Source organism: Neobacillus drentensis, assembly GCF_036965425.1.
GTDB lineage: Bacteria > Bacillota > Bacilli > Bacillales > Cytobacillaceae > Neobacillus > Neobacillus drentensis_F.
Map to the genome: position 1 here is coordinate 24,598 of NZ_JBALPP010000085.1, position 13,770 is coordinate 38,367.

A 13,770-nucleotide genomic window follows, 5' to 3' on the forward strand; every position below is an offset into this window, starting at 1 on the left:
TGAAAAAAGTAGAAAGATTAAAAGTACCTATCCCATCATAACGAATAAACTGGAAAAAGAACAGAATTTCAGTCAAGATTTTTGAGGTAAATTTTTTAGTCAAAATATCCTAATAAATAATTTTTATTTTACACTATTATTATAGTGAAAAACGTTGAATCTCTATTTGGAGTCTGTTAGAACTATTATGGAGGATTGGAAAATACATATTTTTTCAACTAGATTTTAAAAAATGCAGTATAATAAGCAGTGAATAGTCATTGACACAAATTAGTCAAAAATTATTCAAAAAAAGTTCACAAAAATATCGCAAAGTGTGATTTAATATACAGAGAAAGTGTTGTTAAAATCACGGAAATTTATGGGAATTGAAAAAATAAAAGTAGTCTTGATACACTTCTGTTAGTGAATATTGGTTATTAAGGATTAGGAGGAAAAAATATGTCCAACCCAAAGGCTTATGGAGATGCCACCCTTGAGAATGGTACTTCAAGCCTTCATGCTGATATAGAAAAAACTTCTGTTTGGAAAGATTTTATGGCACTAATAAAAATTGGAATTGTGAATTCTAATCTTATTACCACTTTTTCGGGTTTATGGCTCGCACTGCATTTTTCAGGCCAAAGCTTTTTAAATAACCTTGATATTGTATTTTATACAGTAGCAGGTTCCTCACTCATTATTGCTGGTTCATGTGCAATTAATAATTACGTGGATCGGGATATTGATCATTTGATGGATAGAACAAAGGCTAGACCTACAGTAACAGGGAAGGTACTTCCGGTAAAAGTTCTTGGTTTGGGTATTTTACTTATTGGACTGGGAACACTGTTTTTATTCTTTACTACCTGGACTGCAACAGTAATTGGACTGCTTGGAGTTTTTAGTTATGTTTGCCTCTATACACTGTGGTCAAAACGCCAATTGGTATCGAACACAATAATCGGGAGTATTTCAGGAGCAGTTCCGCCATTAATTGGCTGGGCTGCAGTAGATGGAAATCTTGATCCGATGGCATGGGCCCTATTTGTGCTTATGTTTGTTTGGCAGCCTCCTCACTTTTATGCTCTTGCAATGAGAAGGGTTGAGGAGTACAGGGCAGCTGGAATTCCAATGCTTCCTGTGGTTAAAGGATTTAAAACAACAAAAATTCATATTTTAATCTGGGTGGCGCTTCTGTTGCCAATCCCAATTTTTCTAACTAAGTTAGGAATCCCATTTCTAATTCTCGCTACCATATTAAATATTGGATGGCTGGTGTTAGGGATTTATGGATATAGGATCAAAGATGACATAAAGTGGGCAAAACTAATGTTTGTTTATTCATTGCAATACTTAACTATTATTTTTGTAGCGATGGTTTTAGTTACATTAATTTAGTTTTGCTAAACGATTCTTTCCTGTGAACAATAGTACTTTTTTATTAAATAGGGAAGAATCATCCTACATACTTCTTTGGTCAAAAAAACTTAAGAATTTATAAGCGAAAGAGGGGTTTGATTAAGCTATGAAAAGGCTTGCAAAGTGGCGTTTGATATCGTTATTTGCGATTTTAGCGCTTGTACTCTCCGGATGTGGTGAACCGTACCTTTCTACGTTGAATCCTGCCGGTGAAGTTGCAGACACGCAATATGATTTAATGAAGCTTAGTACATTGATAATGGTTGGGGTAATCATTGTAGTAATGGTTATTTTCGTTTTGGTGTTTATCCGTTTTAGAAGAAAAGACGATACAATTCCAAAACAAGTTGAAGGTAGCCATAAATTAGAAATTATTTGGACAGTTATTCCGATTCTTTTACTTTTAGTTCTCGCTGTTCCAACTGTGGCAGCAACATTTAAGCTTGCAGATGTTTCACCGATGGACAAGAAGAATTCTAAGGCACTCGTGGTTAACGTTCGTGCCCATTTATACTGGTGGGATTTTGAATACCCAGGACAGAAAATTGTAACAAGTAATGAACTTGTTGTTCCTACTAATGAAAAAGTATATTTCAACTTAAAGTCAGCAGATGTTAAACACGCATTTTGGATTCCAGCTGTTGGCGGAAAGATGGATGTCAATACTGAAAATGTCAATAAATTCTGGCTTGAGTTTGATGATAAAAAAGCAAACGATGCAGGCAACCTTTTCTATGGTAAATGTGCGGAGCTTTGCGGTCCATCCCATGCTTTGATGGACTTTAAAGTAAAAGCAATTAGCAAGGATAAGTTCGATGCTTGGGTAACGGCAATGCAAGATGTAAAAGAACCGTTAAAAGCGTCAACTGCAGCAGCTTCAGAAGGACAAGAAATTTTTAATAAGAGCTGTATCGGCTGTCACGCCGTTACACCAGCTAACAAAATGCCTGATACTGCACGAATCGCACCTAACTTATCAAACTTTGGTGACCGTTCTCGCGTAGCGGGTATTCTGGAACATAATAAAGAAAATGTGAAAAAGTGGATTGAAAATCCTGAAACGTATAAGCCAGGTAACTTGATGACTGGTAAATATGGTAACCTGTCCGATGATCAAATTGATGCATTAGCAGATTATCTAATGGGATTAAAGGTTCAGGAATAAAAGGGGAATTGGTTGAAAGGGAGGTAAAATTGTGAGTACCTATGCTCAAAAAAAGGGATTTGGCGCAACTTTATGGGACTTTTTAACAACAGTTGACCATAAAAAAATTGCCATCCTATATCTTATTGCAGGTGGATTATTCTTCTTAGTTGGCGGACTTGAGGCAGTATTTATCCGCATCCAGCTTGCAGTGCCTAACAATGATTTTGTAAGTGCAGGATTATTCAATGAAATTATAACCATGCACGGAACTACTATGATTTTCCTTGCAGCAATGCCGCTGATTTTTGCCTTTATGAATGCGGTAATGCCATTGCAAATAGGAGCACGTGACGTAGCGTTTCCATTTGTGAATGCTGTGAGCTTTTGGTTATTCTTCTTTGGAGGAGTGTTCCTAAACCTTTCATGGTTTTTAGGCGGCGCACCTGATGCAGGATGGACTTCATATGCATCACTTGCCATTGCTTCAAAGGGACATGGTGTTGACTTCTATATTTTAGGATTGCAGATATCAGGTTTTGGGACGCTGATGGGTGGTATTAACTTCCTTGTTACAATCATCAATATGCGTGCACCTGGTATGACGTATATGAGGATGCCTTTGTTCACATGGTCAACATTTGTAACCTCAGCATTAATTTTATTTGCTTTCCCGCCATTAACAGTTGGCCTTGTGTTAATGATGTTTGACCGTATGTTTGGAGCTCATTTCTTTGAAGCTGCAATGGGCGGTAACACAATTATTTGGGAACATCTTTTCTGGATTTTCGGACATCCTGAAGTTTATATCTTAATACTTCCAGCGTTCGGTATTTTCTCGGAAATCTTCTCGATGTTTTCACGAAAGCGATTATTCGGTTATTCCTCAATGGTGTTTGCAACCGTGTTAATCGGTTTCTTAGGCTTCATGGTATGGGCACACCATATGTTCACAACAGGTTTAGGACCAGTTGCCAATGCCATCTTCGCTGTAGCAACAATGGCAATTGGTGTACCGACTGGTATTAAGATTTTTAACTGGCTGTTTACGATGTGGGGAGGCAGTGTGAAATTCACAACTCCAATGCACTACGCATTTGCCTTTATTCCAACATTTGTGGCTGGTGGGGTAACTGGGGTAATGCTTGCAGCTGCAGCAGCAGACTATCAATATCATGATACTTATTTTGTTGTCGCCCACTTCCACTACGTTATTGTCGGTGGTGTAGTGTTTGCATTACTGGCTGGTACACACCTGTATTGGCCAAAAATGTTCGGTACAATGTTGAATGAAACATTAGGTAAAATCACCTTCTGGACTTTCTTCATTGGATTCCATATGACATTCTTTATCCAGCACTTCTTAGGTCTATGGGGGATGCCGCGCCGTGTATTCACATACCTTCCAGGTCAAGGTTTTGAGACAGCCAACGCGGTTAGCTCATTTGGAGCAGCATTTATGTCTGTTGGTGTCATTGTTATGTTAATCAATATCATCCTGACTTCAGTTAAAAATGTTAAAGTTGGAAATGATCCATGGGGAGACGGAAGAACATTGGAATGGGCGATTCCATCACCTCCGCCATTCTATAACTTTAAGCAGCTGCCACTTGTTCGTGGCTTAGATGCATACTGGATTGAAAAAATGGAAGGTAAAAAGGGTATGACACCTGCTGAACCGCTTGGTGATATCCATATGCCTAATTCATCATTTTTACCGTTTATTATGTCTTTAGGATTATTCATTGCCGCATTTGGTGCAATGTATCATGTTGATAAGGTATCTTGGGCATTGCCAGTAATGATTTTAGGCTTACTTATTACTTTCGGTGCAATGTTCACGCGTTCAGTCAAAGATGACCATGGTTTCCATATTCACAAAGAAGAGCTTATGGACGATGATGATAAGGGGGTTAAGGCATAATGCACGCTGAAGAAAAATTTACTTATGAAACATGGCCTGCTGCGCCGGAAAAATCAACCCTTGAAGCAAAAAATAAATTTTTAGGTTTTTGGTTCTTCTTAGGGGGAGAGACAGTTCTTTTTGCCTCACTCTTTGCAACTTATCTTGCATTGAAGGATAAAGTACCGAATACTAACATGCCTTTAGCAAAAGATTTATTTGAATTGCCGCTAACATTTGTGGCCACTATGCTGTTATTAACAAGTTCATTAACAAGTGTTTACGCAATGTATCACATGAAGAACTTTGCTTTTAGCAAAATGATGGTTTGGCTTGGAATTACGGCTTTATTAGGTGCCGGATTCCTAGGCCTAGAGGTTTATGAGTTTAGCCATTATGTTCATGAAGGCCATAAATTCACAAGCAGTGCGTTTGGATCTGCCTTCTATACATTAGTTGGCTTTCACGGAGGACACGTTGCATTTGGTTTGTTATGGTGTATAACCCTCATGCTGCGCAATGCAAAACGCGGTTTAAACCTTTACAATGCACCAAAGTTCTATGTATTTAGTTTATACTGGCACTTTATCGACGTTGTTTGGGTCTTTATCTTTACCGTAGTATATTTAATGGGAATGGTGGGATAAAAAGATGGCAAATCCACAATTAAATTCTGGTAATCCAAGAGTTGACATTGAATATCGACGCCGAAAAAATGCGGAAGAGATGAGATATCAAGTAGTTTCATTTGCGCTAATGATCTTCTTGACTTTAATTGCATTTGCGGCTGTAGCTATTAAAGGATTTACTTCTTGGTTTACAGTTCCATTTATTATCCTTTTAGCTGTTGTTCAAGTGATTTTTCAGCTTTACTATTTCATGCATATGAGCCATAAAGGCCATGAAGCTCCATCGCTTTTCCTTTATTCTGGTGTTTTAGTTGGAGCGATAGCTGTATTAGCTTTTTCAACGATTATTTGGTGGTAAATAAACAAAAAAGAAAATCGGCTTTAGCCGATTTTCTTTTTTAAAACTGGAAAATATCATCGCTTTGCTTCTCATTTAGGCCAAGGGTATAATGAAGCTGTGCTATTTTTAATTTATACTGAGGTGATATGCGGTGCTTTCTTTAGACATATTTGGTTTTAAAGCACTTTGGAGCCCTTATTTTTTAGTAATATTGGCTTTTTTAACGGCGGGATATTTTATCCTGACTACTAAATTTAGGAGTTTATTTCCTGGAAGTGAACCTTTAACAAAGAAACAAGGTTTATTATTTTTTACATCGATGGTTCTTCTCTACGCCATCAAGGGATCTCCTATTGATTTACTTGCCCACCTTATGTTTTGGGTGCACATGATTCAAATGGCTGCCCTAGTATTAATCGTGCCGCCTATTTTTATTTATGGTGTACCGACTTGGGTTTGGAGAAAGCTTTTTAGTGTTAGAGCAATCAACTCTTTGTTTAAGCTTTTTACACGACCACTGATTGCTTTAATTCTATTTAATGGACTCTTTTCGTTTTACCATGTTCCGATTATTTTTGATCACGTGATGCAGAATATTTGGCTGCATGCGGGTTATTCTATCCTTTTGTTTGTTGTTGCCATTTTTATGTGGTGGCCATTAATAAACCAAATGCCAGATCATCAAACCTTAAGCGGTTTGAAGAAGGTCGGCTATATATTTGCGGATGGTATTCTATTAACCCCTGCATGTGCGCTTATTATTTTTGCTGATACACCTATCTATGCCACTTATTCTGATCCGCATGTTTGGGGACAGGTCATGAGCTTATGTGTTGGGACCGCCAACTTTGACAGTTTAAATTTAAGCGGCCCTGAGCTGTTTAGTTCAATGTCATTAATTCATGATCAGCAGCTTGGCGGTGTACTAATGAAAATCATCCAAGAAATTATTTATGGTTTAATGCTTGGACATGTTTTCTTTGAATGGTATCGAAAAGACCAAGCTGAATCTGACAGGGAATTGAAGCAATCGTTAAATCCATCGCTGATTAAATAATCTCCCAAACAATTGGGAGATTTTTTCATGGAAAAGTGGTCTATAATGGATTTAGATTGAAAACATGGGGAAAATACACTACTATTATTATAGAAAAATGTAAGAAGAGAGGACTTATTAATGAATTCCTTACCGATTTTACCAACAATAAGTACAACTTTTATTGTTTTAAGCGGGATTACGGTTGCTATCGGCTGGTGGCAAATAAAGCAAAAAAAAATAGAGGCACACAAAAAGACAATGTTCATGGCAAGCTTATTTGCCCTAATTTTCTTTATTATTTATGCTTCTAGAACGATTTTTATAGGAAATACTTCATTTGGCGGACCAGATAATATTAAAATATATTATACCGTTTTTTTAGTATTTCATATCACATTAGCCACCATTGGTGCAGTATTGGGTGTAATTTCTTTAATATCAGGTTATAAAAATAATCTTGTTCTTCATCGCAGAATCGGTCCCATTACAAGTATTGTTTGGTTCTTTACTTCGATTACCGGTGTAGCAGTATACTTGTTACTTTACGTATTTTACCGCGGTGGAGAAACGACTTCCATGATAAAAGCAATTCTTGGGTTTTAAAATAAGAAAGACGCGTGATTATGTTCACGCGTCTTTCTTATTTACTCAGCAAATTTACTAACTTCATTCTTTACTTCATCAAGAATTTTTTTGCACTGGCTAACAAGGGAAGCTGGGAAGTTTTCACCCTCGCCATATTCTACCCCATGAGGATAATAATGCTTTCCTAATAGTGGTGTCATTAATTGAATTGTTGCTTTAAAAGTATCGACATCACCTTCAACCGCATAGCCTTGAACACGAAGGTAAAAGACACCTTCCTTCATTTCAAACTTACGGTCATATGTAACACGGTCGTAGTCCCATTGACCAGCGCGAATTAAACCGTGATTATGCATTACTTCATCCAATCGGTTAATTTCAGCTTTAAATTTTTCAATTCCAATGTTCTCAAATTTCACAATAAATCCCTCCTAAAAAACAATGCCATGGTCCTATAGATTCAGTATTGGTATTATAGCAAGTTTAATTCATTTTTAATAATAGATGAAAATGCCATAACTTGCAATGGATAGATTCAACGAATAAATCATTCTCTATTGGACAACCTAGATTATGTTCCGAGCAAAAAAACATGGGGGCGAGAAAATGGAAACAATCCGTGATATTATGACAGATGAAATTGAATGCTGTACATTATTAGATAACATCTTTGAAGTTGCGGTAAAAATGAAAGAACTTAATGTTGGTGCCATCCCAATTGTAGAACAAGAAAAACTTGTCGGAATGATAACAGATCGGGATATTGTAATTCGGGGGGTAGCAGAAAAGCACCCTGGTTCAACAAAAGTGGAAGATATCATGAGCGATAAGCTTATCACTGTATCCCCGGACACCTCCAGCAATGATGCTGCTAAGTTAATGGCGGAGAATCAAATACGCCGTCTTCCAGTGGTTGAGGATGGAAAACTGGTCGGAATTGTTTCACTAGGGGATTTTGCTATTCGTGAATTAACGGATGACCAAGCGAAAGAAGCTCTTACGCAAATTTCTGAGCAAAACTATAACGGGGTACAGCATTAAAAATATTATTTTCAAAAATAGAAATCGATGATAAAACAGGTACAAAAGTACCTGTTTTATTTATTTAAATGTTTATTTATCAGACATTTTTGATAATGACTATTACTTAACATGTTATAGATGATATAATTATTTTATCAATACATATAATGATAGAAAAAGTAATAGAGAGGGTGAAAGCCTCTGAAAGCTCTGTTAAGAATCTTAGTACTGTCAGCAGTATTCTTAACAATTGGATTCTACGCCAGTATTAATGATAAACCTAAAGATAAGGTTCTGATAAAAGAAGATCATACTTCTGAAATGCAACAATCGGGGTTACAAAAAAATCCTGATACTAAGCCAAGTAATAAAACCGCTTCTGAAATGCCTAAACAAGGATTAGCATTATTAATAGGCAAGGATATTGCTTCCCTTGAAAATGAATTAGGGAAACCAGCTCGAATTGATGAAACACTATATGGCTATCAATGGTATATTTATAACCAGGATTATAAACGATATTTACAAATAGGCATTGAAAATCAGCAAGTAGTGACCATCTATGCCATTGGTGAAAATCTGGATGTCGCTCCTTTTGAGATTGGCCAGCCAGTAGAGGAAATATTTAATACACAATTTATTGATACAAATATTAATATCGATTTAAATGGAAATTCATATCGTTTCGAATTGAATGATACAGATTTGAATCTTAGGCCTATTGTTCAGTTAGGGAATGTCTATGTGCAATTATATATCGATAAGTTTACAGGAAATCTTTCAAGTGTAAGATTTCTAAATGCGGACACGCTAATTAAGCAGCGTCCTTATGAACTTGTATACAGCGGACAATTAATCGAACCTCCGACACCTGATGAAACCAAGTGGAAAGAGATCGAACGCGGAAATGAACAAGAGATCTTTGATCTTACCAATGTATTGCGCATAAGACACAAATTAAAGCCTTTAAAATGGGATACTCCGACCGCAGAGGTAGCTTTTGGGCATAGTAAGGATATGTCGGATAACAATGATTTTTCCCATACATCAAAAAAATTCGGAGACCTTTCAAATCGGCTAAAAACAGCAAAAGTTGCCTACCAATCGGCTGGAGAAAATATTGCTGCTAATTATACAGATGGACCTGCAGTCGTGGAAGGCTGGCTGAATAGTAAGGGACATCGTGATTCATTATTAAATAAAGACTACACACATCTTGGAGTAGGTGTTTATAAGAAATACTATACCCAAAACTTTATTCAAAAGGCTGAACAATAAACTACCAAAAAAAGGTGACAATCGCTTGTCACCTTTCTTCATGTTTCTCATACTGACTAAATAAAAATTTTGTCCCTTCCCATTTTCCAAATACACGAATCTTTTCTCCTATTTGAAAAGATTCCGTAATGACACTTTCTATAATGGGAGTTATTTTTTTGGCCGTAATTAATTTTGCATCCGTTTGGATTTGAAGGATCTGTACAAAAATGTATCTATGGTAATAAAAGCGCTGTTTCTCCTCAACGATGCTTTTAATTTCCCCCGTTAAAATTGCTTCTGGATGGACATGGCTCATGGAAAGCCACTTTTTGTCATGCTCTTTCCTTTCTTTCCGTGTAAGTCCAAAAAAATAAAGGCAAATAATAGGAATGAGAATGGCGGTAACCATTTTAAATCAATCTCCCCACACAATTATTTTTTTATGATAAAAAAGGTACCTGTTGCATGGGCAATTTTTTTTCCATCACTGCGGTAAGCCTCTCCAGAAACCACCATTGTTTTTGTTCCTTGATGAACGATTTCGGCTCTGCAGCGAAGCTGCTCCCCGGCACCTGGAGCAATATAGTGGATGTTAAGTTGATTGGTCACAGCCCCATATCCTTCTGGGAGAAGGTTATTTGCCAGTGTACCCATTGCAGTGTCTATTACAGTGGCAGTTATTCCGCCATGAACGATCCCCAAGTTATTATCAAGCGTGGGATTAAGTGGAATGATTATTTCACAAGAATGATTGTCTATTTTCTTTTCCATATGAAGAATCCCATCCAGATAGATATTGTTTTTACGATTAATCTTTCGTTGAACTCCTTCCATTAAGATAGATAAGGCTTTTAAATCTTCCTCTGATCCAGTTTCGATGCAGTTTTCTAAAAGCTGACGCAGTTCATCTTTCATACTTTTACCTCTTTCAAATCATTTTCTTAAGTCATATTACCATTTACAAGAATATTTATAAATATTTTCACCTTCATAAAAGGTTTCACATTTCAAATTATATTTCATATTGTATTATTGGCGATGATTATGGGCAGAGGTGAGAAATATGACGCAAAAAAATTTGCACCCATCCGTAGTAAAATTTAAAGAATTTGTTAAAAACAATCCAAATCTCATTCAAGAGGTAAGGAATGGGAAAGCAACCTGGCAGGAGTTATATGAGGATTGGTACTTATTGGGGGAAGAGGATAAACGCTGGGAAACACTTGGAATAGAAAAAAGTACAGAACCGGAAGTAAGTACGGAGTCTAAGGGAGATTGGATGTCCAGTGTTATCGGTATGGTGAAGAAAATGGATCCCAATCAAATGCAAAATCACATTAATAACCTCAGTCAGGCACTAGGTGCAATACAAGGAGTAATTTCTCAATTCCAAGGGAATGGTGCTGCAGGCGGTTCAGCGAAGCCTTCAGAAGGACCTAAACATCCATTTCAATTTAGAAAAGATTAGAGGAAGTGACGATAAGTATGCGTAAAGATGTTCTTGAATATTTAGAAAGTCAAAAGGATTTAAAACAATTTGTTAGAGAGCAGCCGCTATGGTACCGAAAGCTGTCAAGAAATCCATTTGATCTGCAATCTCTTGAGGTGGCCTCATTACATTATTATAGAAAGACGATACCTGACCAGGTTGAAAAGTTTTCAAATAGTGTACAAATGGCTTCCATGATGTATAGCATGTTTCAGGCAATGAAAAATCAAAACTAACAAAGACCACATGCAAAAGGTGTGGCTTTTTTTATTTTCTACTTAAAGACTAAAAAATGCTAAGGAGGCGAAAAATACAGGAATAGAAGGAGTGATGGGCGTTGAAAAAATTTATTCCACTGGGTCTAATAATGTTGTTGGGCATATTTATATTTGGGTTTAATAAACAAGAATTTCCTTCCCTTTATGTCAAGCACCATACAAACGGAAATCAAGTTATGGTCGAATGTATCGTAACAGGGATTAGTTTTCGAGAATCAGAACATAACAAGCACAAACTAGGCAAAATGGTGGTTTGGGTCGATGGAAAAAGGAATTTAGAAATCGCCTCTGCAGCTTTTATCATAAAAAATCTTTCTCCTGGCAGCCATACATTAAAGCTTGAAGTCGTAAAACTAAATAATGAGCCATACGGTTTGGACAAGGAATTTGTGGTAAATATCCCTAAATAAACGGAAATTTTGTCTTTCTCCAGGCTTTCATGTTAAAATAGCTTTGGAGGTGAGCGCAAATTGCTTGCTACATTAGAAAGAATTGAATTATTGGATCAAGCAGACCAGTTATCCAAAATGGTATTAGAATCCGAAATTGTAGAACATTATCAGATATGTTTATATAAAATGCAAACCAATAAGGAGACACAGCGGAAAATTAATCGCTTTGTAAACTTAAAGGAGCTTTATGAAGAGGTACAGCGATTTGGGAAATATCATCCTGACTATAAGAGGGTGATGTCCCAAATTCGTGACTATAAAAGGGAAATGGATTTAGATCCGCTGGTGGCAGAATTCAAGTTAGCCGAGAATGATTTGCAAGCGCTTTTGGATGAAATTAGCTTGTTAATTGGAGGAGCAGTGTCCAAACATATTAAGGTACCGACAGGCAATCCGTTTTTTGACAGCGGCCATGGCAGCGGCTGCGGCGGCGGAGGAAGCTGTGGATGCGGATGAAAAAATCAGCTTAGTATAAGCTGATTTTTTTTCCCTTTTACAAAGCTTTTAGAAAAGTTTAAATTGAAATATAATGTTTTAATATGCTAGACTTATGTAAAATGATGGTTTATCTGAAGGGGTAAAAAGTATGTTTGTTCAAAGACAAGGATTAGTGGTTTGGCTATACTCTTTAAAACAAGCTAAAATGCTAAGACGCTTCGGAAATGTACATTACGTTTCAAAAAAACTGAAATATGTTGTTTTATATTGTAATCTCGAAGATGTCGAAGGAATTATGGAAAAGTTGAATTCTTTTTCATTTGTAAAGCGGGTAGAACCTTCTTATAAGCCATTTTTAAAAATGGAATATGAGAATTCTGCGCCAGATAAAGCAAAAGAGTATGATTATAAAATGGGCATATAAAAAGGTGGGGCATTCGTTTGCCTCACCTTTCTTATTTATGCTCTAATAGCCTTTATTGAAGTGGAACGATATAATGATTCAATCTTAGGATTCCAATTAAATACTGATAGAATAAATCTTTTTCATGAAAAAGAGAGGAAGGTTTTACTGACAATTGATAAATTTCTTTACCAAGTTCACTGGCGGTTTGGGCAAAAAGATTATATCGTTTGTTTTCTGTATAATTGGGATTTGGAATCCCTTCTCGGCAAATATAAAGTGCTTGAAATTTTCCTGGGTCTGTAGGTTTTAAACCAACAACCAAGGAGGAAACTTCCTTATCTTCAATTTTAGTGTGGAGAGCCATCATAAGCTGCAGGCGATGCTGATTTGATTTGGCTAGTTCAATCAGTTCATATAAATCAGAATAACCTTCTCCAAGTTCTATAAAGCGCTGGATCAAAAAAAACTCCCCTTTTAAATTGTTAATTTCATCAATACTTTATCACTTCTTGTCTCTATTTTGAAGGTAAAAAAGAAAAAAACCCTGCAGAATTAATTCTACAGGGTCCTTCTACATCCTAACAAAAGGATAGAAGGCAAAGGGAGAGGAGAAACCGGAGGAAGAACTTATGGGGAAACGTAAGTCTTCTCCGCGGTTGGCAACAACATCCTCGAATTGATGTTGTTAATATCATTATTTCCAACACCAAAAAGCTTATACGTATTTTTTTATAAAATTTCAATTCAGGCAAAAAATATGATAGGATGGAAAAAGATTATTTATCAGATAAAAATGTGGTGATATATTAGTGAGAGTAGTTTCAGGCAGTTGCAAAGGTAGACCTTTAAAGGCAGTTCCAGGTAATTCAACCAGACCAACCACGGATAAGGTCAAAGAAGCAATTTTCAATATGATTGGTCCTTATTTCGATGGCGGTATCGGCTTGGATCTTTTTGCAGGGAGCGGCGGATTAGGTCTGGAAGCGCTTAGCAGGGGATTGGACAAGGTTATCTTTATAGACCGGGAGTCGAAAGCAATCCAAGTTATTTACGAAAATATAAAAGCATGTAAATTTGAAGATAAAGCTGAAGTCTTTCGTAATGATGCCGAAAGAGCAATAAAAGCTCTTATCAAAAGAGAAATAAGCTTTGATTATATATTTTTAGACCCTCCCTATAAAAAACAGCAGCTCGTTAGTCTAATGGAAAAAATGGACGAGCAGGAATTAATCAAAACGAATGGAATTATTATTTGTGAACATAGTTTTGACGTAGAATTACCACATAATGTGGGAAGGTTTACTCAAATTAAACACGAAAAATATGGGATTATTGCAGTGACGATTTATTCAAAAATCAATGAAGAGTGAAGGGGGATTCATT

19 protein-coding genes are annotated in these 13,770 nt (G+C 36.5%); 15 read left to right on the forward strand and 4 right to left on the reverse strand.

Going from position 1 to position 13,770, the window contains the following annotated elements:
- The first annotated feature begins 441 nt into the window (after nucleotides 1-441).
- The 7 genes from cyoE (at nucleotide 442) to V7161_RS19805 (ending at nucleotide 7,059) form a co-directional block, all read left to right on the forward strand.
- Nucleotides 442-1,380, forward strand: coding sequence for a heme o synthase (gene cyoE / locus V7161_RS19775; protein WP_289982419.1), 939 nt, complete (start codon nucleotides 442-444; stop codon nucleotides 1,378-1,380).
- A 127-nt stretch (nucleotides 1,381-1,507) separates the two neighbouring features.
- Complete coding sequence (gene coxB / locus V7161_RS19780) at nucleotides 1,508-2,566, forward strand: cytochrome c oxidase subunit II (protein WP_335714618.1); 1,059 nt, start codon at nucleotides 1,508-1,510, stop codon at nucleotides 2,564-2,566.
- 31 nt (nucleotides 2,567-2,597) lie between these two features.
- Complete coding sequence (gene ctaD, locus V7161_RS19785; RefSeq protein WP_335714619.1) at nucleotides 2,598-4,469, forward strand: cytochrome c oxidase subunit I; 1,872 nt, start codon at nucleotides 2,598-2,600, stop codon at nucleotides 4,467-4,469.
- Nucleotides 4,469-5,095 carry a cytochrome (ubi)quinol oxidase subunit III gene (locus tag V7161_RS19790; protein WP_223595948.1) on the forward strand — a complete coding sequence of 209 codons (627 nt, stop codon included), beginning with the start codon at nucleotides 4,469-4,471 and terminating at the stop codon, nucleotides 5,093-5,095. Before ctaD ends, V7161_RS19790 begins: the two co-directional genes overlap by 1 nt.
- A 4-nt stretch (nucleotides 5,096-5,099) precedes the next feature.
- A complete protein-coding gene (gene ctaF / locus V7161_RS19795; protein WP_335714620.1) occupies nucleotides 5,100-5,435 on the forward strand; it encodes a cytochrome c oxidase subunit IVB in 336 nt (111 codons plus the stop codon).
- A gap of 133 nt (nucleotides 5,436-5,568) precedes the next feature.
- Nucleotides 5,569-6,474: a cytochrome c oxidase assembly factor CtaG gene (gene ctaG, locus V7161_RS19800; RefSeq protein ID WP_335714621.1), complete on the forward strand. Its 906-nt coding sequence runs from the start codon at nucleotides 5,569-5,571 to the stop codon at nucleotides 6,472-6,474.
- A gap of 120 nt (nucleotides 6,475-6,594) precedes the next feature.
- Entirely contained in the window at nucleotides 6,595-7,059 is a 465-nt protein-coding gene (locus V7161_RS19805; RefSeq protein WP_335714622.1) for a DUF420 domain-containing protein, read from the forward strand.
- Nucleotides 7,060-7,100: 41 nt separating this feature from the next.
- On the opposite strand, the gene V7161_RS19810 is transcribed toward V7161_RS19805, so the two are convergent.
- Nucleotides 7,101-7,460 carry a YugN family protein gene (locus V7161_RS19810; RefSeq protein WP_223595956.1) on the reverse strand — a complete coding sequence of 120 codons (360 nt, stop codon included), beginning with the start codon at nucleotides 7,458-7,460 and terminating at the stop codon, nucleotides 7,101-7,103.
- 187 nt (nucleotides 7,461-7,647) lie between these two features.
- On the opposite strand from V7161_RS19810, the gene V7161_RS19815 reads away from it, so the two are divergent.
- Nucleotides 7,648-8,082 (forward strand): CBS domain-containing protein, encoded by a 435-nt coding sequence (locus tag V7161_RS19815; protein ID WP_335714623.1) that lies wholly within the window; start codon nucleotides 7,648-7,650, stop codon nucleotides 8,080-8,082.
- A 303-nt stretch (nucleotides 8,083-8,385) separates the two neighbouring features.
- The gene (locus tag V7161_RS19820) at nucleotides 8,386-9,342 is read left to right on the forward strand and encodes a CAP domain-containing protein (RefSeq protein WP_335714624.1); all 957 of its coding nucleotides are present in this window, start codon (nucleotides 8,386-8,388) and stop codon (nucleotides 9,340-9,342) included.
- A 28-nt stretch (nucleotides 9,343-9,370) separates the two neighbouring features.
- Here V7161_RS19820 and V7161_RS19825 read toward each other — a convergent pair whose 3' ends face one another.
- Nucleotides 9,371-9,733 (reverse strand): hypothetical protein, encoded by a 363-nt coding sequence (locus tag V7161_RS19825; RefSeq protein ID WP_335714625.1) that lies wholly within the window; start codon nucleotides 9,731-9,733, stop codon nucleotides 9,371-9,373.
- 23 nt (nucleotides 9,734-9,756) lie between these two features.
- Nucleotides 9,757-10,239 (reverse strand): PaaI family thioesterase, encoded by a 483-nt coding sequence (locus tag V7161_RS19830; protein WP_335714626.1) that lies wholly within the window; start codon nucleotides 10,237-10,239, stop codon nucleotides 9,757-9,759.
- Nucleotides 10,240-10,387: 148 nt separating this feature from the next.
- Here V7161_RS19830 and V7161_RS19835 point away from each other — a divergent pair, with 148 nt between their 5' ends.
- From V7161_RS19835 to V7161_RS19855, 5 genes are all read left to right on the forward strand, one after another.
- The gene (locus V7161_RS19835) at nucleotides 10,388-10,792 is read left to right on the forward strand and encodes a YlbD family protein (RefSeq protein ID WP_335714627.1); all 405 of its coding nucleotides are present in this window, start codon (nucleotides 10,388-10,390) and stop codon (nucleotides 10,790-10,792) included.
- A 17-nt stretch (nucleotides 10,793-10,809) separates the two neighbouring features.
- The gene (locus V7161_RS19840; protein ID WP_335714628.1) at nucleotides 10,810-11,049 is read left to right on the forward strand and encodes a YlbE-like family protein; all 240 of its coding nucleotides are present in this window, start codon (nucleotides 10,810-10,812) and stop codon (nucleotides 11,047-11,049) included.
- Between the two features lie 101 nt (nucleotides 11,050-11,150).
- The gene (locus tag V7161_RS19845; RefSeq protein ID WP_335714629.1) at nucleotides 11,151-11,501 is read left to right on the forward strand and encodes a hypothetical protein; all 351 of its coding nucleotides are present in this window, start codon (nucleotides 11,151-11,153) and stop codon (nucleotides 11,499-11,501) included.
- A gap of 60 nt (nucleotides 11,502-11,561) precedes the next feature.
- Nucleotides 11,562-11,999: a YlbF family regulator gene (locus V7161_RS19850; protein ID WP_335714630.1), complete on the forward strand. Its 438-nt coding sequence runs from the start codon at nucleotides 11,562-11,564 to the stop codon at nucleotides 11,997-11,999.
- Between the two features lie 130 nt (nucleotides 12,000-12,129).
- On the forward strand, nucleotides 12,130-12,405 hold the full coding sequence (locus V7161_RS19855) for a YlbG family protein (protein WP_223595970.1): 276 nt from the start codon (nucleotides 12,130-12,132) through the stop codon (nucleotides 12,403-12,405).
- Nucleotides 12,406-12,457: 52 nt separating this feature from the next.
- On the opposite strand, the gene V7161_RS19860 is transcribed toward V7161_RS19855, so the two are convergent.
- A complete protein-coding gene (locus V7161_RS19860) occupies nucleotides 12,458-12,847 on the reverse strand; it encodes a DUF7147 family protein (protein WP_335714631.1) in 390 nt (129 codons plus the stop codon).
- A 349-nt stretch (nucleotides 12,848-13,196) separates the two neighbouring features.
- On the opposite strand from V7161_RS19860, the gene rsmD reads away from it, so the two are divergent.
- Nucleotides 13,197-13,757 (forward strand): 16S rRNA (guanine(966)-N(2))-methyltransferase RsmD, encoded by a 561-nt coding sequence (rsmD, locus tag V7161_RS19865; RefSeq protein ID WP_335714632.1) that lies wholly within the window; start codon nucleotides 13,197-13,199, stop codon nucleotides 13,755-13,757.
- Nucleotides 13,758-13,770: the final 13 nt, after the last annotated feature.

Coding starts and splice junctions, on each gene's coding strand:
- coxB (WP_335714618.1), top strand. CDS start 1,508: ATGAAAAGGCTTGCAAAGTGGCGTTTGATATCGTTATTTGCGATTTTA.
- V7161_RS19830 (WP_335714626.1), bottom strand. CDS start 10,239: ATGAAAGATGAACTGCGTCAGCTTTTAGAAAACTGCATCGAAACTGGA.
- ctaF (WP_335714620.1), top strand. CDS start 5,100: ATGGCAAATCCACAATTAAATTCTGGTAATCCAAGAGTTGACATTGAA.
- V7161_RS19825 (WP_335714625.1), bottom strand. CDS start 9,733: ATGGTTACCGCCATTCTCATTCCTATTATTTGCCTTTATTTTTTTGGA.
- V7161_RS19840 (WP_335714628.1), top strand. CDS start 10,810: ATGCGTAAAGATGTTCTTGAATATTTAGAAAGTCAAAAGGATTTAAAA.
- V7161_RS19805 (WP_335714622.1), top strand. CDS start 6,595: ATGAATTCCTTACCGATTTTACCAACAATAAGTACAACTTTTATTGTT.
- V7161_RS19815 (WP_335714623.1), top strand. CDS start 7,648: ATGGAAACAATCCGTGATATTATGACAGATGAAATTGAATGCTGTACA.
- V7161_RS19835 (WP_335714627.1), top strand. CDS start 10,388: ATGACGCAAAAAAATTTGCACCCATCCGTAGTAAAATTTAAAGAATTT.
- V7161_RS19790 (WP_223595948.1), top strand. CDS start 4,469: ATGCACGCTGAAGAAAAATTTACTTATGAAACATGGCCTGCTGCGCCG.
- cyoE (WP_289982419.1), top strand. CDS start 442: ATGTCCAACCCAAAGGCTTATGGAGATGCCACCCTTGAGAATGGTACT.
- V7161_RS19855 (WP_223595970.1), top strand. CDS start 12,130: ATGTTTGTTCAAAGACAAGGATTAGTGGTTTGGCTATACTCTTTAAAA.
- V7161_RS19820 (WP_335714624.1), top strand. CDS start 8,386: ATGCAACAATCGGGGTTACAAAAAAATCCTGATACTAAGCCAAGTAAT.